13 protein-coding genes are annotated in these 19,647 nt (G+C 71.0%); 3 read left to right on the forward strand and 10 right to left on the reverse strand.

Features of this window, described 5'->3' with window-relative positions; genetic code table 11:
• Positions 1-58: 58 nt before the first annotated feature.
• The 6 genes from ACFWU9_RS35620 to ACFWU9_RS35645 all read right to left on the reverse strand — a co-directional run bounded on the left by ACFWU9_RS35620 (position 59) and on the right by ACFWU9_RS35645 (position 9,072).
• Positions 59-3,184 (reverse strand): ThuA domain-containing protein, encoded by a 3,126-nt coding sequence (locus ACFWU9_RS35620; RefSeq protein ID WP_384325238.1) that lies wholly within the window; start codon positions 3,182-3,184, stop codon positions 59-61.
• A gap of 72 nt (positions 3,185-3,256) precedes the next feature.
• A complete protein-coding gene (locus ACFWU9_RS35625) occupies positions 3,257-4,153 on the reverse strand; it encodes a sugar phosphate isomerase/epimerase family protein (RefSeq protein ID WP_384325239.1) in 897 nt (298 codons plus the stop codon).
• On the reverse strand, positions 4,150-5,370 hold the full coding sequence (locus tag ACFWU9_RS35630; RefSeq protein WP_384325240.1) for an ABC transporter substrate-binding protein: 1,221 nt from the start codon (positions 5,368-5,370) through the stop codon (positions 4,150-4,152). Before ACFWU9_RS35630 ends, ACFWU9_RS35625 begins: the two co-directional genes overlap by 4 nt.
• Positions 5,367-6,506: an ABC transporter permease gene (locus tag ACFWU9_RS35635; protein WP_384325241.1), complete on the reverse strand. Its 1,140-nt coding sequence runs from the start codon at positions 6,504-6,506 to the stop codon at positions 5,367-5,369. Before ACFWU9_RS35635 ends, ACFWU9_RS35630 begins: the two co-directional genes overlap by 4 nt.
• Positions 6,503-7,507 carry an ABC transporter permease gene (locus ACFWU9_RS35640; protein WP_384325249.1) on the reverse strand — a complete coding sequence of 335 codons (1,005 nt, stop codon included), beginning with the start codon at positions 7,505-7,507 and terminating at the stop codon, positions 6,503-6,505. The genes ACFWU9_RS35635 and ACFWU9_RS35640 overlap by 4 nt, the downstream gene beginning before the upstream one ends.
• Before the next feature lie 53 nt (positions 7,508-7,560).
• Positions 7,561-9,072 carry a sugar ABC transporter ATP-binding protein gene (locus ACFWU9_RS35645; protein ID WP_384325242.1) on the reverse strand — a complete coding sequence of 504 codons (1,512 nt, stop codon included), beginning with the start codon at positions 9,070-9,072 and terminating at the stop codon, positions 7,561-7,563.
• 174 nt (positions 9,073-9,246) lie between these two features.
• Between ACFWU9_RS35645 and ACFWU9_RS35650 the strand changes: the two genes are divergently transcribed.
• Both ACFWU9_RS35650 and ACFWU9_RS35655 read left to right on the forward strand, forming a co-directional pair.
• The gene (locus tag ACFWU9_RS35650; protein ID WP_384325243.1) at positions 9,247-10,452 is read left to right on the forward strand and encodes an ROK family protein; all 1,206 of its coding nucleotides are present in this window, start codon (positions 9,247-9,249) and stop codon (positions 10,450-10,452) included.
• A gap of 299 nt (positions 10,453-10,751) precedes the next feature.
• Positions 10,752-12,770 (forward strand): N-acetylmuramoyl-L-alanine amidase, encoded by a 2,019-nt coding sequence (locus ACFWU9_RS35655; protein WP_384325244.1) that lies wholly within the window; start codon positions 10,752-10,754, stop codon positions 12,768-12,770.
• Between the two features lie 185 nt (positions 12,771-12,955).
• Here the strand turns inward: ACFWU9_RS35655 and ACFWU9_RS35660 are convergent, their stop codons facing one another.
• The 4 genes from ACFWU9_RS35660 to ACFWU9_RS35675 form a co-directional block, all read right to left on the reverse strand.
• Positions 12,956-14,071 (reverse strand): chemotaxis protein, encoded by a 1,116-nt coding sequence (locus ACFWU9_RS35660; RefSeq protein WP_384325245.1) that lies wholly within the window; start codon positions 14,069-14,071, stop codon positions 12,956-12,958.
• A 230-nt stretch (positions 14,072-14,301) separates the two neighbouring features.
• On the reverse strand, positions 14,302-16,632 hold the full coding sequence (locus ACFWU9_RS35665) for a glycoside hydrolase N-terminal domain-containing protein (protein WP_384325250.1): 2,331 nt from the start codon (positions 16,630-16,632) through the stop codon (positions 14,302-14,304).
• A gap of 192 nt (positions 16,633-16,824) precedes the next feature.
• Positions 16,825-17,325, reverse strand: a complete 501-nt coding sequence (locus tag ACFWU9_RS35670) for a hypothetical protein (RefSeq protein ID WP_384325246.1) — start codon at positions 17,323-17,325, stop codon at positions 16,825-16,827.
• 76 nt (positions 17,326-17,401) lie between these two features.
• A complete protein-coding gene (locus tag ACFWU9_RS35675) occupies positions 17,402-17,644 on the reverse strand; it encodes a DUF397 domain-containing protein (RefSeq protein ID WP_384325247.1) in 243 nt (80 codons plus the stop codon).
• 352 nt (positions 17,645-17,996) lie between these two features.
• Between ACFWU9_RS35675 and paaK the strand changes: the two genes are divergently transcribed.
• Positions 17,997-19,283: a phenylacetate--CoA ligase PaaK gene (gene paaK / locus ACFWU9_RS35680; RefSeq protein WP_384325248.1), complete on the forward strand. Its 1,287-nt coding sequence runs from the start codon at positions 17,997-17,999 to the stop codon at positions 19,281-19,283.
• Positions 19,284-19,647: the final 364 nt, after the last annotated feature.

The raw sequence follows: 19,647 nt of genomic DNA on the forward strand, positions 1-19,647 counted from the left end.
GTGCGGCACACCGGGCGCACGACGCGCAACCTCGGGTTCCCGAGGTGCCCCGCGATCCCTACGGTCCGCCGAACTCGACCGTGTCCACGTCGAACGAGTTGTTCTGCGGTGACGTGAAGACGAGGTACAGCTTGTGCGTGCCCGGGTGGGCCTTCACGGCCACCGGATCGGTCGCCCGGTAGACGTCCCAGTCCCCGGTGTTGGGGATCGGGGTGGTGGCGAGGAGTTCCCCGTCCGGGGCGCCCGCGCGCAGTTCGATCGCGCCGACCCCGTAGGGCGAGGAGATCTGGTAGCGCACGGTGTCGATGCCCTCCACGCTCATCGGTTCGAAGGCGATCCAGTCGCCGTCGCTGATGTCGCCGATCCGTTTGCCGTTGGCGGCGCCCGACTGGTCGACGATGCGTGTGCCCGACTGGTCGTCGTGGTATTCGGCCTGCTTGAGCTTGGGTTGCAGGACGGCCCGCCCGTAGCCGGTCAGCGCCGGTACCCCGTCGCCGCCGCCGTCGGTGTACTTGGCGTTGAGTACGTAGGTGAGGTCGGCGCCCTCGGGATGGCCACCGAGGTCACCGGTGTCCACGGTGCCCTCGCAGCCGGCGATGTCGTTGGTCGGGTGCTCGTGGTCGTCGTGCCCGAGCGCCGGGTTGATGGTGACCTTGGAGCAGTCGACGGTCCCGTCCTCCGGGTCGGTGACGGTGATCCTGTACGGGATGTGGTCGCCGAACTCGATGAGTTTGCCGTCGACGGGGATGTCGATGGTCACCGTCGGGGTGGTGTTGCCCGCGGTGATGGGCACGTTGGCGAAGCCGGACTTCCCGGTGGAGTCGGTGACCTTCAACTGGGCGCTGAACTCGCCTCCTTGGGTGTAGGTGTGGGTGGGGTTCTCGTCGGTGGAGTCGTAGGTGCCGTCACCGTCGAAGTCCCACTCGTAGGTGAGCGCGTCGCCGTCCGGGTCGGCGCTGCCCGCGCTGGAGAAGTCCACTTCCAGGGGGAGCGGTCCGTCGGTGACGGAGGCCGCGGCCTTGGCGACGGGGCTGCGGCGCCCCTGTGCGTAGTCGATGCGGTAGAGGCCGGAGTCGTTGTTGCCGCCGCCGAACTCGCTCCCCCACTCCAGGACGTAGAGCGAGCCGTCGGGTCCGAAGGTCATGTCCATGGGGCTCTTGAAGGCCACCGAGTCCATGAAGTCGTTGACCTTGAGGAGCTTCTCGTCCTTGTCGAAGCGGACTTCCTTGATGTAGTTGCGCGACCACTCGTAGAGGAAGCTCGCGCCGTCGAAGTACTCGGGGAACTTCGTCTCGGAGGGGTTGTCGGCGTCGTAGCGGTAGACCGGTCCGCCCATGGGGGCTGAGCCGCCCTCGCCCATCTCCGGGAACTTCCCGGAGACGCCGTAGCCGTACCAGAGTTCGGGCTGCTGGATCGGCGGCAGGTCGGTCAGGCCCGTGTTGTTGGGCGAGGGGTTGGTCGGGTCGGCGCAGTCGAACTTCTCGCCGATCTCCTCGGTGTCCGGGTTGTACGGCGCGTACGCCTGGTTGTCGCCGTGGCAGAACGGCCAGCCGAGGTTCGCCGGCTTCTTGAGGACGTTGTACTCGACGAGGCCCTCGGGGCCCCGGTCGGTGGTGGGCAGTCCGCGGTCCGGGCCGTAGTCGGCGACATGGACGTAGCCGGTCTTCTGGTCGACGGTGAAGCGGAACGGGTTGCGGAAGCCCATCGCGTAGATCTCGGGACGGGTCTTCGCGGTGCCCTTGGCGAAGAGGTTTCCCTTGGGGATGGTGTAGCCGCCGGTGGGCTTGGGCTTGATGCGCAGCAGCTTGCCGCGCAGGTCGTTGGTGTTGCCCGCGGTGCGCGCGGCGTCGAGCATCTCCTTGCCCGGCCGCCAGTCGATGGGCGCGTAACCCTGCCAGTCGGGGTCGAGGTTGGGTGGTACGTCGTCGCCGACGCCGAGGTAGAGCGTGCCGTCGGGGCCGAACTCGACGGCTCCGCCGGTGTGTCCGGGCTCGGTGAAGGTGCGGGAGCGGTAGGCCGGGACGTCGAGGAGCTTCTTCTCGCTGGCCAGGTCCAGGGTGTTGCCCTTGAGGGTGAAGCGGGAGAGGCGGTTGACGTCCTTGGCCTCACCGGCGGGCGCGTAGTAGAGGTAGACCCAGTTGTTCTTCGCGAAGTCCGGGTCGAGTTCCATACCGACGAGGCCGTCCTCGCCCCCGGTGTAGACGTCGAGCTTGCCCGCGGTGACGGTGGAGTGCGAGGCGGGGTCGAAGATCTTCAGCTCGCCGCTGCGCTGCGCGTAGACGGCCCGGCCGTCGTCGGCGACGTCGAGCTCCATCGGGTCGGCGGTGTTGTCGTCGAGGGTGACCTTCTCGTAGGCGCCCCAGTCGGTGCCGCCGCAGTCGCCGGGCTTCTGGCCGGCCGCCCACTGGAGTCCGCCGACGACATGGTCGCGGAAGGCCTCCTCGTCGTACGCGGGGGCGTCATGGCCCATAGCGGTGGCCCAGACCTTGCCGCCCTCGGTGTTGCGGCACCAGGAGATGGGGTGGTCGGCGCCCATGGCGTCGGGGCCGGGGTTGTAGGTCGTCTCGTCGGCGGTGACGAGGACATGGACGTCACCGCGGGGGTTCTCGTCGAAGTTGTACCACTCCTCCGGGCGCTCCCAGCGTTCGGGAAGTCCCTTGGTGGAGGGGTGGACCTGGTCGGCGACCTTGGCCGTGCCCTGGAGCACGCCGGGCGAGTGGCTGGGCATGTGGGCGCCGCCGTTGATGGTCTCGTCCCACCAGGGGAACGCCTCCTCGACGCCCATGTCGAGGGTGTTGTGGATGGCGACGACGCCCTTGCCGCTCTGCACATAGGTCTTCATCGCCTGGCGCTGGGCCTCGGTGTCCCAGACCATGCCGGAGTTCTGCAGCATCACGATCGCGTCGTACTGCGCGAGGTTGTCGTCGCTGAAGACGGTGGGGTCGTCGCTCTGGACGATCTCGAAGCCGTTCTCGGCGGCCTCCTCCTCGAACATCGTGATGCCGTTCGGGATGGATCCGTGGACGTAGCCGACGGCGCGGGTGAAGAGCAGGGCCTTGAAGGCGGGTTCCTTCTCGGCGGCTCCGGCGCCGGTGGGCAGGGCGGTCAGGGCGAGCAGCAGCGCGCCCGCCCCGGCGACGAACGCTCTTCGGAGCGCTCTCCCGCGCCGCTTACTGTCATGCACATGCCATTTCATCTGCCGATCCTCTCTGGGGGGATGGGAGCGGTCGGTCGGTTCTCGGCCGCCGGACGGCGCTCAGCCGCCGGCGAGAACCCGGCGCAGGAACGCCAGCCCTTCGGTGGCGAGCGCGTCCTGGCTGGATGCGAGCGGGCGCCAGACGGAGGCGGCGACCGCGATCGCGTCGTTGTGCGCGGTGAAGGACTCGATACAGAGCGGCCCCCGGTAGCCGTCGTCGACGAGCGCGGTCAGAAAGCCCGGCCAGTCGAGGTGGTCCGCGCCGGGCGTGCCGCGGTCGTTGGCGCACACCTGGACATGGACGATACGGTCCCCCGCCTCGCGTACGGCGGAAGGCAGGCCGCGCTCCTCGATGTTCTGGTGGTAGACGTCGAGCGCGATGCCGATGGCGGCCGGGTCGAGGCCGTCCATGGCCCGCAGGCACTGGGCGACGGTGTTGAGCAGACTCGTCTCGTACCGGTTCAGCGGCTCGACGGCGACGGTCACCCCGGCCTCCCGGGCGTGGGCGACGACGGGCGCGATGTGCTCCCGCCACTCGGCCCAGGCCGCCGACCGTTCGCCGTCCGTCATGCGCCAGGTGCGCCCGACGGCCGTGTAGACGGGACCCGCCACGACGGGCGCCCCGATCGCGTGGGCCGCGTCGACGCACCGCCGCAGATAGTCCTGGGTGGTGCGCACGGTGTCCCGGTCGGTGGCGACGAGATCGCGGCCCGGGGGCATGACGGCGACGACGGCCGCCGGGGCGAGCCCCGTCTCCTCCAGCAGTTTCGAGGCGGCGGCGGGCTCCCAGTCGTCGGCCGACTCCAGGGGGAGTTCGACGCAGTCGAAGCCCCAGGCGGCAAGGCGCGGCAGGGTGCCGGCCAGGGCCTCGCCGTCGACCGGTGAGTGCCAGATCCACGGGTTGGCGCCGAGCGCGAAGGGCGGGAGCGCGGAGGGTGTCCCGTCCGGCGCCGTCACTTGCCGCCCCAGTCCTTCGGGAAGCCGGGCATCGACTCGCAGCCGCACATCGCGTAGTGCAGCGGCGGCATCCCCGGCTTGAGGTACTGGCCGAGGTTCTCCTGGGTGATGGTGGGCTGCGGGAGCTTCCACTCCTTGGGCACCTTCCGGCCCTTGAGGATGTCCAGCGCGGCGATCACCGGCGTACGCCACTGGAAGGTCGGGTACGCGGGGGCGATGGCGGTGAGGTCCTTGTCCTTCCACGCCTGGAGGAAGTCCTGCTGGTCCTCGCCCGTGATGGGCGGTACGTCCTTGCCCGCGTCCTCGAAGGCCTCGACGGCGGCGACCGCCGTGGCGCCCGAGTCCATCCACACACCGTCGATGTCACCGTGCCGGGTGAGCGCGTCGGTGACGATCGACTTGGCCTTCGCCGGGTCGCCGTCGGTGAACTTGACGTCCACGACGTCGAGTTCGCTCTTGTCGAACGCGACCTTCGCGGCCGACCAGCGCGTCTCCAGGACGTCCACGCCGGGCGAGATGCGCAGGGCGAGGATCTTGCCCTTGGGCTCGACCTTCTCGACGAGGAAGTCGGCCGCCACCGCGCCGTACGCGTAGCCGCCGATGGGGTTGACGAAAGTGACGGCGCAGTCGGTCTCGACACCGCGGTCGAAGACGATGACCGGCAGCTTGCCGCAGGCCTGCTTCACCGCGGGGGTGAGGGTGGCCGTCGTGTTCGGCGAGACGATCAGCGCGTCGCAGCCGCGGGCCGACAGCTCCTGGATGTCGGAGATCTGCTTGTCGTCCTTGCCCTGGGCGTCCAGGACGGTGAACTTGGTGATCTCCTTGTGGAGTCTCACCTCGGCGCGCATGTTCTTCAGCCCCACCTGGCGCCAGGGGTTGAAGACGCCGGCGTTGGAGAAGCAGAGCTCCACGGAGCTCGGGTCGTCCGCCCTGTACTGGGAGGTGTCGACCATCTCCGGGTTGAGCATCTGCTCCCACGGCTTGTCGGCCGGCCCCTGGGGCGTCTCGCCCGCGAGGGCCAGCTGACGGTCGTACTCGGCCTGTTCGAAGAAGGTGGACTGTTTCCCGGTGCCCGCGTCCGCCTTGTTCTCGCTGCCCGAGGCGGCCGGGGGCGACTCGGGTGGCGCGTCGCTCGTGCAGGAGGTGACGAGAACGGCGCCGAGCAGCGCCGCGCCCGCCGCGAGCGCACGTCCGCGGACGGTACGGATGAGGGTCATGAGGGTGTTCCTCCCGTGGGGTGCGTACCGGTGGGGTGCGTGGGGCCCTGTGGCGTACGGCCCGGTGTCGTACGGCCCTGTGGCGTACGACCCGGTGGACCGCCGCCGCGTGCCGTACGACGGTTGCGCAAGCGGGACCAGTCGGCGGCTCCGAGACCGACCGCCGCGATGACGATGACACCTTGGACGGTGGACTCCAGGGCACCGGAGACGCCCTGGAGATTGAGCAGGGTGAACAGTGCCTGGAGCGAGAAGGCGCCGGCCATGGCGGCGACCACCGAGCCCCGGCCGCCGCCGAGCACCACTCCACCGAGGACGACGGCGGTGATGGCCTCGAACTCGTAGCCCCTGCCCGCCTGCGCGGAGACCCCCGAGAAGCCTCCGACGAGGACGGCGGCGAGCGCGGCGGCGACGCCCGAAAGGATGAAGGCGACCGTCCGCACCCGGATCACCCGCACACCGGCGAGGGCGGCGGCGCGGTCGCTGTCGCCGGTGGCGACGAGGGTGCGGCCGAAGTCGGAGCGCATCACGAGGACGGCGACGGCTCCGGCGAGCAGACAGGCGACGACCGCCCAGGGCAGCCAGCCGAAAGCGGTGCCCCGGCCCAACTGCCGGAAGGCGGTGGGCAGTACGCCCTGGGGGGAGCCGCCGGTCCAGAAGAAGACGGCGCCTTCGAGGATGAGCATCATGCCGAGCGTCGTGATGAACGACGGGACCCGCAGGACGGTGGTGATCAGTCCGCTGATCAGTCCGGCGAGGCCGCCGGCGAGCAGCAGGACGGCGGTGACGACCAGCCAGTGCGCGTCGGGGAAGGAGCCGTACAGCTCGGCCGCGACGACCACGCCCGCGGTGACGATCGCGCCGACGGAGAGGTCGAACTCGCCGCAGACGATGACCAGGTACTGCCCGGCGGCCAGGATCACCAGCGGCGCCGCGCGCTTGACGAAGGAGAGGAAACTGTCGGGTTCGTAGAAGCCCGGATCGGTGATCAGCAGCGCCAGAAGCAGCACGGCGAGCAGCGCGTAGACGGGGATTCCGGTGCCGAGCGCGCGGACGACACGGGTGCCGGTGGCCGCCCTCGGGGCCTTGTCCGCCGCGGACAGGGCCGGATTCGGGGTCTCGGTCGGGGCGCTCATGCCTTCCCCCCTGATGTCGGGGCCGCCGGTGCCTTCGGGGTGCGTCCGGGCCGGGCGTAGAGGGCGACGGCGGCGATGATGACGACACCGCGTACGACGTTCTTGAAGAACGGGTCGACGGAGAGCTGGTTGAACACGCTGTCCAGCACGGCGAGGACGAACACGCCGCCGAGGGTGCCCGCCACTCCCCCTCGGCCGCCCGCGAGCGCCGTGCCGCCGAGGACCACGGCGGCGATCGACTCCAGGTCGTAGCGCGCCTCGGTGCCCGCCCAGGGGGCGCCCGCGCCGAGGCGTGCCGCGAGGAAGAGCGCGGCGGCTCCGACGCAGAGCGAGCACAGGACATGGGCGATGACGACGGTGCGTCCGGTCCGTACGCCGGAGAGCCGGGCGGCGTGTTCGTCACCGCCGGTGGCGTACATGTGGTGGCCGAGGCGGGTACGGCGGGTGATGAGCCACATCAGGGCGGCCACGGCGACGAGCAGGAACACCGAGACGGGGACGGGGCCGACGCGGTCGTAGCCGAGGCGCTGGAAGGAGACGGGGACATCGCCCGCGGGTCCGGTGTAGTTGTCCTCGATCCAGCCGCGCAGGATGAACGCCATACCGAGGGTCGCGATGAACGCGTTGACCTTGAGTCCGGTGACGATCAGTCCGTTGGCGAGGCCGACGGCGACGGAGAGCGCGAGGACGGCGAGGACGGCGGTGAGGACTCCGCCGCTCGCCATGGTCTCGGCGGCGACGAGCGTGCCGAGGCTGATGAGGTAGGCGACGGAGAGGTCGAGCGAGCCGGTGAGGATGACGACGGACTGGCCGACGGCGACCAGGCCGAGCGCCACGCAGTTCTGGAGGATCGCGACGGCGTTGGCGGTGGTGAGGAAGTTCCCGCCCTGGGCGGCGACGACGATCCAGCCGAGCAGGGTCACGGCGAGCGCGGCGAGCCAGACGCCGACGACGGGATCGACCGACCGTCGCACCGAGCGGAGCGCCCGGTACCTGGACAACGATGTCTGCTTCGGCGGGGGTCCCGAGGGGGCGGGAGCCGATTCGACGGTGGTCACGCGGCGCCCTCCTCGGGGGCACTCGGGGCGCCGTCGGGCCGGTCCGATCCGGCCGTCGCGAGGCGCATGATGCTCTCCTCGGAGGCCCCGGCGGGCAGTTCACCCACGAGGCGCCCCTCGGACATGACATGGATCCGGTCGCTCATTCCGATCAGCTCCGGCAGTTCGGAGGAGATGATCAGTACGGCGAGGCCCTCGCGCGCCAGTTCGCGTACGAGGGTGTGGATGGCCGCCTTGGCCCCGACGTCCACGCCCCGGGTGGGCTCGTCGAAGAGCAGCACCTTCGGGCCGGCGGCCAGCCACTTGGCGATGACGACCTTCTGCTGGTTGCCGCCGGAGAGGAACTGGACCTGCTGGTCCTCGCCGCGTGAGTGGAGCCGTACCCGTTCCAGGAGGGCCGTGACCTCCCGTCCGGCCGGAGGTCTGCCCCGGACGGCGACGGCGCGGGTGACCAGCAGCGCGTTGTCCCGTACCGACTGGCGCAGGGCCAGCCCCTCGCTCTTGCGGTCCTCGGTGACCAGGGCGATGCCCGCGCGGATGGCCTGGCGGGGACCCGACGGCCGCAGCGGCTTGCCGCCGACGGTCATGGCGCCGGTGGTGAAGGGCGCCGCGCCGAACAGGGCGCGGGCCAGTGACGTGCGCCCGGCGCCCTGGAGGCCCGCGATGCCCACCACCTCGCCGGCGCGCAGGGTGAGGTCGATGTCGCCGAGACGGGCGTTGCCGCCGCCGGTGACCGTGAGCCGTACGTCGCCGATCTCGTCGTGGTGGGCCCGTGGCGGGTAGTACGCGGTCAGTTCGCGGCCGACCATCGCGCGGACGATGTCGTCGGGGGTGGTGTCGGCGGTGCGGACGGTGGTGACATGGCGGCCGTCCTTGAGGACGGTGACGCGCGCCGAGAGGTCGAAGACCTCCTTCAGCCGGTGCGAGATGTACAGGATGCCGAGGCCGCGCGCGGTCAGTCTGCGCACCAGGGCCGACAGGAGCGCCACCTCGTGCTCGGCGAGTGGTGCGGTTGGCTCGTCCATGACAAGCACACGCACGTCGGACGCGAGCGCCTTGACGATCTCGACCGTCTGCTGCCGGGCGACGGACAGGTCCTTGACGAGCGTGCGCGGCGTGATGCCCGTCTCGTCGATCTCGGCCAGGAGTTCGGCGGTGCGCCGTTCCATGGAGGCGCGGTCGACGAGGCCGCGACGGGTCGGCTCCCGGCCGAGGAAGACGTTCTCGGCGACGGTGCGGTGGGCGAGGAGCGCGAACTCCTGGTGGATGATGCCGATCCCGGCGGCCTGCGCCTGGCCCGGGTGGCTGAAGGTGTGCGTCGTTCCGTCGAGCGTGATCGTGCCGGTGTCGGGGGTGTGTTCGCCGGCCAGGACCTTCATCAGGGTGGATTTCCCGGCGCCGTTCTCGCCCACCAGGGCGTGCACCTCGCCGGGTTGAAGGTCGAGTCCCACGTCATGGAGCACACGCACCCCGAGAAAGCTCTTGGACACGCCCTGCATGGTCAGCATCCCCTGGCTCCTCGATGGCTCCTCGGTCGCGGTCTGCTGTGCAATGTCGTGACTGGGCTTTGACCTGTCAAGAGTCCAAGCGCCGTTCATTCAGGCGGAGTTGACGGAGACTTTGGTCGGTGGGCGAAACAACGGTGTCTTGTGAGCAGCGAAAGTCCTCCCTAAGGTGATGCCATGTCTGCGTTGCCGGATAGCAGCAGTTACGCCGTCTCCCACACACCGGGCGAGGTGCTGACGCTGATCAGTTCCGGAGCCGCGGCCACGCGCGCCGATCTCTCCCGGATGACGGGCCTGGCGCGCTCCACGGTCTCCCAGCGCGTGGACGCGCTCATCGCGCACGGCTTCGTCGACGAGTCGGGCCCGGAGGCCGGCGGCTCGACGGGCGGCAGGCCGCCGCGCAGGCTCCGGCTCCGTACCCGCGAGCACGCGGTGGCGGGCGTGGACCTCGGCGCCTCGCACTGCCGGGTGGCGCTGATGGACATCGGCGGTACGACCCTGGCAACGCAGGAGGATCCGCTGTCGATCGGGGACGGCCCCGACTCCGTCCTGCGCCATGTGGAACGCACGCTGCACGCCCTGCTGGAGAAGTCCGGGCGCGAGGCGCGCACGCTGCGGTCGATCGGGGTGGGGGTGCCGGGGCCGGTCGAGTTCTCGACGGGGCGGCCGGTCGACCCACCGATCATGCCGGGCTGGCACCAGTATCCGATCCCCGAGTTCTTCGCCTCGCGCTTCGGCGCCCGGGCCCTGGTCGACAACGACGTCAATGTGATGGCCCTGGCCGAACAGCGGCGCGCGTTCCCCGACACCCGTTTCCTGCTCTACATCAAGGTCGGTACGGGCATCGGCTGCGGCATCGTGGCCGACGGCAGGCTGCACCGGGGCGCGCAGGGCAGCGCCGGCGACATCGGGCACATCAAAGTCGGCGAGCAGGAGGACGCCTGCCGGTGCGGGAACTTCGGCTGTCTGGAGGCGGTGGCCGGCGGCGCCGCGATCGCGGCCAGGCTGGCGGGCCTGGGGCTCGACGCGGCGTCGGGCAGCGATGTCGTACGGCTGGTGAAGTCCGGCAACCGGGACGCGCTGCGCATGGTCCGCGAGGCGGGCCGCGCGGTCGGCGAGGTGCTGGCCGGGCTGGTGAACTTCTTCAACCCCGACACCGTCGTGCTGGGCGGCGCGCTGGCCGCCGTGCACGACCAGTTGCTCGCGGGCGTACGGGAGGCGGTGTACCGCCGGTCCCACCCGCTGGCCACGCATGTGCTGCGGATAGAGCCGAGCCGTACGGGCGAGAACGCGGCGGCGTTCGGCGCGGGCATCCTGGCGATCGAGCACGCCCTGTCGCCGTCGCAGGTGGACCGGCAACTGGCGCGCGAGATCACCTCATGAGCGCCGACGCGCCTCAGAACGCGCATATCTGACGGAGCGTCATGTTCAAGAAACGTCAAGGTCGGATCAACATCGTTCCAGGTCGGCCGAGTCCGCTCATTGGTTCACACCACTGACGCGCCGCAGGCCCATGGCCTGCCGCCCGCGAAACTCCCCGGCACAGGCGCTGACGTGCGAAATCCCCGCCGTCACGCCTGATTGACGGATCGCCTTCCAGCCGATACCCCTGTAGCCCTGCCCTGTGCCCCCCGCACACACCCGCCTGTGCCGGGCACAGCCCCGCTGGCGCTTCGCGCACCATGTCACTGGAGGCCGCATTGCAAGGTTCCGCCCCCACACCCGTCAGAACCGTCCGCGGACGCGCGACACGAACGGCCGGCGCCGTCGCCTCGGCCGCGCTGCTGCTGCCCCTGCTGTCGGCCGCCCCCTCCGCCACGGCGGAGCGGCCCACCGCCGGCTCGCTCCAGCGCGACTTCGCCGCCGCCGCGGACCGGTACGACGTACCGCGGAGCGTCCTGCTCGGGGTCTCCTACCTCCAGTCGCGGTGGGACTCGCACGGCGGCGCGCCGAGTGTGACCGGCGGCTACGGCCCCATGCACCTCACCGACGCCAGGACCGCGATCGCCGAGGCACCGCACCACTCGCACGGCACTGAGGACGCCCGCGGCGACACCTCCCGCGCGGTGAGGGCGGGCGCTCCGGACGAGGTCCGCGAGGCCGTCGTACCCGAGAACTCCGCACTCCCCGCCCGGCTGCGCACCGTCGACCGGGCCGCGAAGCTGACCGGGCAGTCCGCCGAGCGGCTCAGGCAGGACACCGCCGCCAACATCCGCGGCGGCGCTGCCCTGCTGGCCGACGCCCAGCGCGAGCTCGGGAAGCCGCTGAGCGCCGACCCGGCCGACTGGTACGGCGCCGTCGCCCGCTTCTCCGGCGCCGACGACTCCGCCACGGCCGCGACGTACGCGAACGACGTCTACGCGGTCATCAGGGACGGCCAGACGCGTACGACCGACAGCGGGCAGCGGGTGGCGCTGCCGGCCACGCCCGGTGTCGCCCCCGACACCTCGCAGCTGTCCGGGCTCGGGCTGCGCAGGGCCGACGCCGGGCAGAGCGAGTGCCCGCGCACCGTGGCCTGCGAGTGGATCCCCGCGCCGTACGAGGAGTTCGGCGAGGGCGACTACGGCAACCACGACAAGGCCGACCGCCCCGAGGCCGGGTCGCCGTCGATCGACTCGATCGTCATCCATGACACCGAGGCCACCTGGGACACCACGCTCCAGCTCGTCCAGGACCCGACGTACGTCTCGTGGCACTACTCGCTGCGCTCGTCCGACGGGCACATCGCGCAGCACGTGCCGCTCAAGGACGTGGGCTGGCACGCGGGCAACTGGTACGTCAACGCCACATCGGTGGGCCTGGAGCACGAGGGCTTCCTCGTCTCCCCCGACGCCTGGTACACCGAGGCGATGTACCGGACGTCGTCCCGGCTGGTGCGCTATCTCGCCGACCGGTACGACATCCCGCTGGACCGGCAGCACATCATCGGCCACGACAACGTGCCGGGCACGACCGCGTCGACCATCGCCGGGATGCACACCGACCCGGGTCCCTACTGGGACTGGGCGCACTACTTCGAGCTGCTGGGCAAGCCCTTCAAGGCGGACGGCGGGCGGAGCGCGAACGCGGTGACGATCCGTCCCGACTACGCGGCTCACCAGCCGCTCTACACGGGCTGTGTGACGGCGGGTCAGGTGTGCGCGCCGCACGGCTCGGGGGCGGTACGGCTGCACACCGCGCCCGACGCCTCGTCCCCGCTGGTCAAGGACATCGGTCAGCGGCCGAACGGCGGGGACTCCACGACCGGCGTCAACGACCTGGGCGCTCGCGCGTCGACGGGCCAGCAGTACGCCGTCGCCGGCCGCGAGGGCGACTGGACGGCGATCTGGTACCTCGGGCAGAAGGCCTGGTTCCACAATCCGCGTACGGCGCCCACGGCCGTGAGCGCGCAGGAGCGGGTGCTGACGCCGAAAGCAGGTCTCGCGGAGGTGCCGGTGTACGGCAGGGCCTACCCGGAGGCCGCGGCGTATCCGGCCGACATCCCGGTGCAGGCCGTCTCGCCGTTCCCGTACAAGCTGCTCGCGGGCCAGACGTACGTGGTGGGTGACCTGGTGCCGGGCGCGTACTACTTCGCGCCGACCTTCGACACGACGGGTCACCGTGTGGTGAGCGGCAAGGAGCGGTACTACGAGATCCAGTTCGGGCACCGGGTCGCCTATGTGAAGGCGTCCGATGTCCGAGTACTGCCCTCGGGCCGCTGACACGCGGCTCTCGCAGGGCGTCGGGCGCCACCGGCCTGTGGGGGACCGGTGGCGCCCCGCTGTGCGGGCGCGGCCGGTGCCCGACCGGGTTTCGAGCCTCCGCTCACGGATGGCCGGATTCGCCGACCGCCGCTCCACCCCCTCCCTGGGTGTGCCCCTCGTGCGCACGCACGGCATCGGGGCCGTCAGTAGCGCAGCATCGCCGCGATCCGGCCCTGGCCGGCCAGCATGTCGTCGTCGAGGAAGACCACTTGCGCGCCGCCGTCCAGGGCCGACTCGACCAGTTCGTCGACGATGTCGTCCTGCACCTCACGGCCGAGGGCCGTCCCGTCCTCGCCGTCGACGGGGATCAGATGCCCGTCGCCGATCCTCGCGGAACGCTGGAAGTGCTCCTCCACCGCCACGAGGCCGGCCCGCCTCTCGCGCACCGCGTCCCACACCTCGTCCAGACCCGCGGCGAAGGCGCGCCTGCCCTTGGCCTCGTCGAGCCGGGCCATGGCCTCCGTCTCCTCGCTGCGCGCGTACTGCCTGACGACGGGCTGGACCGCCTTCCACAGCACATGGGCGGGACCGTCCGTCAGACCGCCCTTGGCCAGCCGGCCCGACGCCGACCTGGCGGTGCTGCCCGCGTCCTCCAGCAGGGCGAGCGCCGGGGCCACGCCGACCAGATGGAACGGGCGGGGGCGCGCGGCGAGCACGGCCGTGAAGGCGTCGTCGACGGACCGCAGGAACTTGCGGGTCTCCTCGTCGGTGAAGGTGCTCGGCGTGTCCCCGATGCGCTCCTCACGCTCGACGTCCCACGTCTCCTCGGGCGGAGTCATCGGGAAGCCGTCGGCACGGTGCTCGCGCAGGGCCTCCCCGTCGCCGCTCCACAGGGTCGCGCGGTCGGCGGCCACGTTCAGCACCCAGTAGTGCGGTTTCTGCGCGGTCGCGGCCACCAGGTTCCGGGTGAGATAGGTGTCGCTGATGACGACCGATTCGGGCGTCTCGCGAGGCAGGTACCAGACCTGGTGTTCGTCGGCGTCGGCGAGGATCAGCAGACCGTCGCGCTTGTGGCGCAGATCCACCTCGGCCACCGCCCGGCCGAGCTGCGTCCGCACGGCGAGGCAGGCCGCCTTCGAGATGTCCGGGTCGGCCTCCATCCGGTGCACGGCGTCGGCGAGGACGTTGCGCAGCCGTACGGGGTCACCGTCGTTCCGCAGTTCGCGCCGGTGGGTGGGGATCGTCAGGGACACCGCCGGATAGGTCCGCGGCTTCCTCAGCCTGCGCAGGACCTCGGGCGTCAGATCGTTACTGTCCATGCTGCCCCTTCGCTCGGCGGAGGTCCGACACCGGCGAGCGGCCGGCGTGGAGCACCCCGGACCTGTCTCCATCTTGCGGGATCCGGCGGACATCCGCAGGCGCGGAGCCCCCGGATCGAGGCGGGGCTCCGCCCGGCTGCCGCCGCTGCCGGACGAAGCCCCCAGGGGGTGTCTTGCCGATCCTGCCGGGGTCGCGCCCGACCGGACGACACCCCCTCGTACCGCGGCCGTCAGTGCCGGCCGCGGCCCGCTGTGAATTCGTACACCTGTCCGGCGGTGGCCCGGAACTTCTTCTCGCCACCGGGCAGCAGGGTGCTGCGCAGGGTCAGGTTCCCGGTACGGCTCGCCGTGAGGACGATCCGGGTGGCCTTGCCGCCGGCCCAGGTGATGTCCAGGGTGGCGCCGCCGCGTGCCCGCAGCCCGGTGACCGAGCCGTCGGGCCAGGAGGCGGGCAGGGCGGGCAGGACCTCGATCGGGCCGTGCTGGCTCTGGAGCAGCATCTCGGCGACACCGGAGGAGGCGCCGAAGTTGCCGTCGATCTGGAACGGCGGGTGGGTGTCCCAGAGGTTCGGCAGTGTCGAGCTCTTCAGCTGCTCGGTGAGCATCTTGTGCGCGTGGTCGCCGTCCCGCAGCCGGGCCCAGAAGTTGATCTTCCAGGCCTTGCTCCAGCCCGTGCCGCCGTCGCCACGCGCGGTGAGGGACACCTTGGCGGCGTCGGCCCACTCGGTGCCGACCTCGATCTGCCGGCCCGGGTGCAGACCGAAGAGGTGCGAGACATGCCGGTGGTCGTTGCCCGGGTCGTCCAGGTCCTCCTTCCACTCCTGGAGCTGTCCCCACGACCCGATGCGCAGCCCGGGGTCGAGGTCGCGCAGCGCGAGACGGAGCCGCCGGCGGAACCGGGGGTCGTCGCCCAGGGTCTCCGAGGCCTCCAGCGTGTTGGTGAACAGGTCGTGCACGATCTGCTGCGACATCGCCGCGCCGGCCGTGAAGTCACCGTTCTCGGGCGAGTAGCTGGGGGTGACGACGAGCTTGCCGTCACGCGGGTCGGTGCGCAGGAACCCGAGCCAGAACTCGGCGGTCTCCTTCATCACCGGGAAGGCGGTGGAGCGCAGATAGTCCGTGGAGGCGTTGAACCGGTAGTGGTCGTACATCTGCTGGGTGAGCCAGGCGCCGGCCTCCGGGAACCAGAACGACTGCGGGTACTGGTGCAGACCCGTGAAGCCGTACGGATTGGTCTCGTTGTTCACCACCCAGCCGCCGGTCTCGAAGATCTCACGCGCGGTGATCCGGCCCGGTGCCCGCATCGAGTCGACGTACTTGTCGTACGGCACCGTGGTCTCGGCGAGGTTGGTGACCTCGGCGAGCCAGTAGTTCATCTGGAGGTTGATGTTGACGTGGTAGTCGGCGTCCCAGGGCGGGTTGGTGACGTTGTTCCAGACGCCCTGGAGGTTCGCGGGCAGCGAGCCGGCGCGTGAGGAGGCGATGAGCAGATAGCGGCCGTACTGGAAGTACAGCGCTTCGAGCGCCTTGTCGGCCGCGCTCGTGCCGCCGGTGTACTGCGCGAGCAGCCGGTCGGTCGGCAGGTCGGGCACCTGCTGCCCGATGTCGAGCGACACCCGGTCGAACAGCCCCTGGTAGTCGGCGACATGCTCGGTACGCAGGTCCTCGTAACTGCGCCCGGCCGCCCGGTCGACGGCGTCGGTGACCGCGCCGTGCGGGTCGTCGGTGCGGTAGTCGGGGAAGGTGTCGGCGTAGTCGGTACCGGCCGCGAGGACGAACCACGCGCTGTCTGCCCCGCTGACGGTCAGGGTGCCGTTCCCGGCGGTGACGGTGCCGCCCTGGGCGACGACGCGGATCTGGCCCTCGAAGAGCAGCCCGTTGTTCTGGAGCTTGCCCCGGATCGTGAGCCGGTCGCCGCTCGCGGTGGCCGTGAAGTCCTTGCGGGGGGAGGTGTAGCGGAGGGTGAAGCCGATCTTGCCGGGCTGGTCGGCGGCGAACCGGCCCGCGATGACCTTGCCGGGGTGGGAGGCGAAGAACTCCCGTGTGTACGTGGCCCCTTGGTGGGCGTACGACACGCTGGCGAGGGCCGTGCCGATGTCCAGGGCGCGCCGGTAGGAGGAGTCGGGGCCACCGGGCGCTCCCGGGACGTCGATCAGCAGGTCGCCGAAGACGTTGTAGGAGCCGAAGTTGTGCTTGGGCTGGCCGAGCTCCGCCGCGACGGCCTCGGGGGTCATGGATCCTTCGGCGTCGATACGGTCCTGGACTCCGCGCAGCACTCCGGGCCTCGGGCTGGTCCAGTTGCCGTGGTCGTAGTCCGGCGAGCCGGGACCGCCGGTCCAGAGGGTCTTCTCGTTGAGGACCAGTCGCTCGGAGGCAAGCGTTCCGTAGATACCGGCGCCGAGTGCGCCGCTGCCGATGGGCAGGCTCTCGCGCTCCCAGTCGGCAGCGGGCTTCGCGTACCAGAGCGTCAATTCATCGGAGGGGTCGGCGGCTGCGGCTCTACCGGCCAGAGCAGGAACACCCAGCGCGAGAGCACTGGTTACGCCGAGGGCGGACTTCATCGTGGTTCTGCGGGTGATGCCCTGAGTCATGCGGCAGACGTTAAAAGTCCGATGACTGAATTGGCAAGGCACATGACAAAACCTCGCGGCAGGCATTTTGCCACCGCGAGGCGATGAGGTGCGGTCGCACCGGGAAGTGGGGCCGACGAGCGCCCGCGGGTCCGTGGGGGGCGGCTTTCGGCCCCGCCCTGCTCAGCCCTGCTGGAAGAGCTCCGCGGGCAGCGGCTTCAGCAGCGCGTAGAGGTCATCGGTGATCGGCCGGTCCCAGCTGGCGATGGTGACGAGCACGTTGTCGCTGCGGTCGAACTGCACGCAGGCGATGCGGCTTTCGGAGAGCTTCAGCCGGCGCACGATCAGCAGGTTGTCGCCCTGCATCACGGGCACGTCCTCCGTACTGACGACGTCGACCTGCTCCTCGTTCTCCAGCGCGATCAGCAGCTGCGCGACCTCGAAGGGGATCTGGCCGTCCTCCAGCTCGCGGGCCGGCGATCCCTCGGGCAGATTGCCGATGATCATCGCCGGACCGCGTCCGCCGAACAGGTCGTACCGGAGGAAGACGCCCTGACAGCTGCCGTCGGGGGCGGGCAGCAGACCCGCGCCCAGATTTCCGGGCCAGTCACCCGGATCCATGGCCAGGACGTCGAAGTCCGGGCCCGCGGGTGTGGCGGAGCTGCGGCGGCGGAGGAAGGACATGGGGCAATGGTACGTCTCCGCGGGACCCCGGCGACGCGGGACCCTGGGGCTCGTCGGGGCGGGACCCCGGGCGCGGTCAGGTGAGGTCGAACTCACCGTCGCGGGCGTTGAGTACGAAGGCCCGCCACTCCGCGGGGCTGAAGATCAGTGACGGATTCTCCGGTTTACCGCCGTTGCGCATGGCGATGAAGCCTTCCACGAAGGCGATCTGGACGTCTCCCGTGCCCTGACTGCTCGAACGCCAGTCGGCGTTGCTCAGATCCAGCTCGGGCTTGTCCCAGCCAGCCAACGGCTGCTGGGTGGTGGTGCTCTCAGCCACGTCCCGCTCCTCCCGGTTCGTCGTCCGGGGCCAGCCTATCGATCGTTACCGGTCCCCGACAGGCCACCGCACCGGCATGTCCCCAACCCCCGGACAGAGTTCAACAGTTGGCCACCCGCGGCCCCTTCCCCTCGTACCCGCCGGCCTTTCCGGGCCGGGGACGGCGCCGGGGTCCGGGGTGCGCCCCGAGCCTTGACGCGCGTCCGGAGGGCTGGATTACTGAGCGGGAAGAGGATCAACCGAATGATCGGTCGTCCGGAGCGTCCGGCGGTCGCCGCGGTGCGGGCGTCGGCGACCGGCCCCCGGTCGGCCGCCGGGTCGACGCGGGCACGGAAGAGTCGGAGAGTGAGCGATGACGGTTCTGCTGGACGCCGGGGAGCGGCTCGGCCGGGACGAGCTCGAGACGTTGCAGCTCACACGGTTGCGGGCGACGCTGCGGCACGCGTACGAGAACGTGCCGTTCTACCGGGAGTCGTTCGACGCGGCCGGTCTCGGGCCCGACGACTGCCGCTCGCTCGCCGACCTCGGCCGCTTCCCCTTCACCGTCAAATCCGATCTGCGCGACAACTATCCCTTCGGGATGTTCGCCGTCGACCAGGCGGACGTACGGCGCGTCCACGCGTCCAGCGGCACCACGGGCCGCCCGACCGTCGTCGGCTACACACAGGGCGATCTGGACACCTGGGCGGACGTCGTGGCCCGCTCCATCCGGGCGGCCGGCGGCCGGCCCGGCCACAAGGTCCATGTGGCGTACGGATACGGCCTGTTCACCGGCGGTCTCGGCGCGCACTACGGCGCCGAGCGGCTCGGCTGCACCGTCATCCCGGCGTCCGGCGGCATGACCGCGCGACAGGTGCAGCTGATCACGGACTTCCGGCCGGAGATCATCATGGTGACGCCCTCGTACATGCTGACGCTCCTCGACGAGTTCGAGCGCCAGGGCGTCGATCCCCGGACGACCTCGCTGAAGGTCGGCATCTTCGGCGCCGAGCCGTGGACCGAGGAGATGCGGCGGGAGATCGAGGAGCGCTTCGCGATCGACGCGGTGGACATCTACGGCCTCTCCGAGGTCATGGGCCCCGGCGTGGCGCAGGAGTGCGTCGAGACGAAGGACGGGCCGCACATCTGGGAGGACCACTTCTATCCGGAGGTCGTCGACCCGTTCACCGGGGAGGTGCTGCCCGACGGCGCGGAGGGCGAGCTGGTCTTCACCAGCCTCACCAAGGAGGCGATGCCGGTGATCCGCTACCGCACGCGCGATCTGACCCGGCTGCTGCCGGGCACGGCGCGGGTGTTCCGGCGGATGGAGAAGGTCACCGGGCGCACGGACGACATGGTGATCCTGCGCGGGGTGAATCTGTTCCCGACCCAGATCGAGGAGATCGTGCTGCGTACGGCGGGGGTCGCCCCGCACTTCCAGCTGCGGCTCACCCGCGACGGCCGGATGGACGCCCTGACGGTACGGGCCGAGGCGCGGGCGGGGGCGACGCCGGAGCAGCGTACGGCCGCCGAGCGGGCGATCGCGGCGGCGGTGAAGGACGGGATCGGGGTCTCGGTGACGGTCGAGGTGGTCGACCCGGAGACGCTGGAGCGTTCGGTGGGCAAGATCAGGCGGGTCGTGGACCTCAGGACGCCGTGAGCGGCGCGCGGCGCCAAGGCCTGTCCGGCGGCTCTTCGTGGATCGGCCCGGGGGCTCCGGTGCGGTGCGTCGCGAGGCAGAGGTGCGCCAGCCGTACTCGGACGACTCCGACAACGCGGGCGGCACCTCTCCCCCGGGGAGAGGTGCCGCGCCGCCGCGGCAGCAGCTCGTGCCCACTGCGGCGTTCCCGGCCCGCGAAGATCCGCCGGCGAGGCCCTGGGGCCGCGGCCGGGACCGCGTCGCGCGGCTGCCGGGTCGCGGCCGCTGGGCCCCTCACGACGTCGGGGCCCGGGCCCGGGGGTGAGCCCCCACCCCGGCAACCGGGGGAAGCGGCAGACCCCCCCCCGACACCACCTAGACGTCA

This window comes from Streptomyces sp. NPDC058653, assembly GCF_042716895.1.
GTDB lineage: Bacteria > Actinomycetota > Actinomycetes > Streptomycetales > Streptomycetaceae > Streptomyces.

Excerpts from the sequence above, each read along its gene's own strand:
- ACFWU9_RS35630 (WP_384325240.1), bottom strand. The coding sequence starts at position 5,370 with ATGACCCTCATCCGTACCGTCCGCGGACGTGCGCTCGCGGCGGGCGCG.
- ACFWU9_RS35635 (WP_384325241.1), bottom strand. The coding sequence starts at position 6,506 with ATGAGCGCCCCGACCGAGACCCCGAATCCGGCCCTGTCCGCGGCGGAC.
- ACFWU9_RS35645 (WP_384325242.1), bottom strand. The coding sequence starts at position 9,072 with ATGCTGACCATGCAGGGCGTGTCCAAGAGCTTTCTCGGGGTGCGTGTG.
- ACFWU9_RS35650 (WP_384325243.1), top strand. The coding sequence starts at position 9,247 with ATGTCTGCGTTGCCGGATAGCAGCAGTTACGCCGTCTCCCACACACCG.
- ACFWU9_RS35655 (WP_384325244.1), top strand. The coding sequence starts at position 10,752 with ATGTCACTGGAGGCCGCATTGCAAGGTTCCGCCCCCACACCCGTCAGA.
- ACFWU9_RS35660 (WP_384325245.1), bottom strand. The coding sequence starts at position 14,071 with ATGGACAGTAACGATCTGACGCCCGAGGTCCTGCGCAGGCTGAGGAAG.
- ACFWU9_RS35665 (WP_384325250.1), bottom strand. The coding sequence starts at position 16,632 with ATGAAGTCCGCCCTCGGCGTAACCAGTGCTCTCGCGCTGGGTGTTCCT.
- ACFWU9_RS35670 (WP_384325246.1), bottom strand. The coding sequence starts at position 17,325 with ATGTCCTTCCTCCGCCGCCGCAGCTCCGCCACACCCGCGGGCCCGGAC.
- paaK (WP_384325248.1), top strand. The coding sequence starts at position 17,997 with ATGACGGTTCTGCTGGACGCCGGGGAGCGGCTCGGCCGGGACGAGCTC.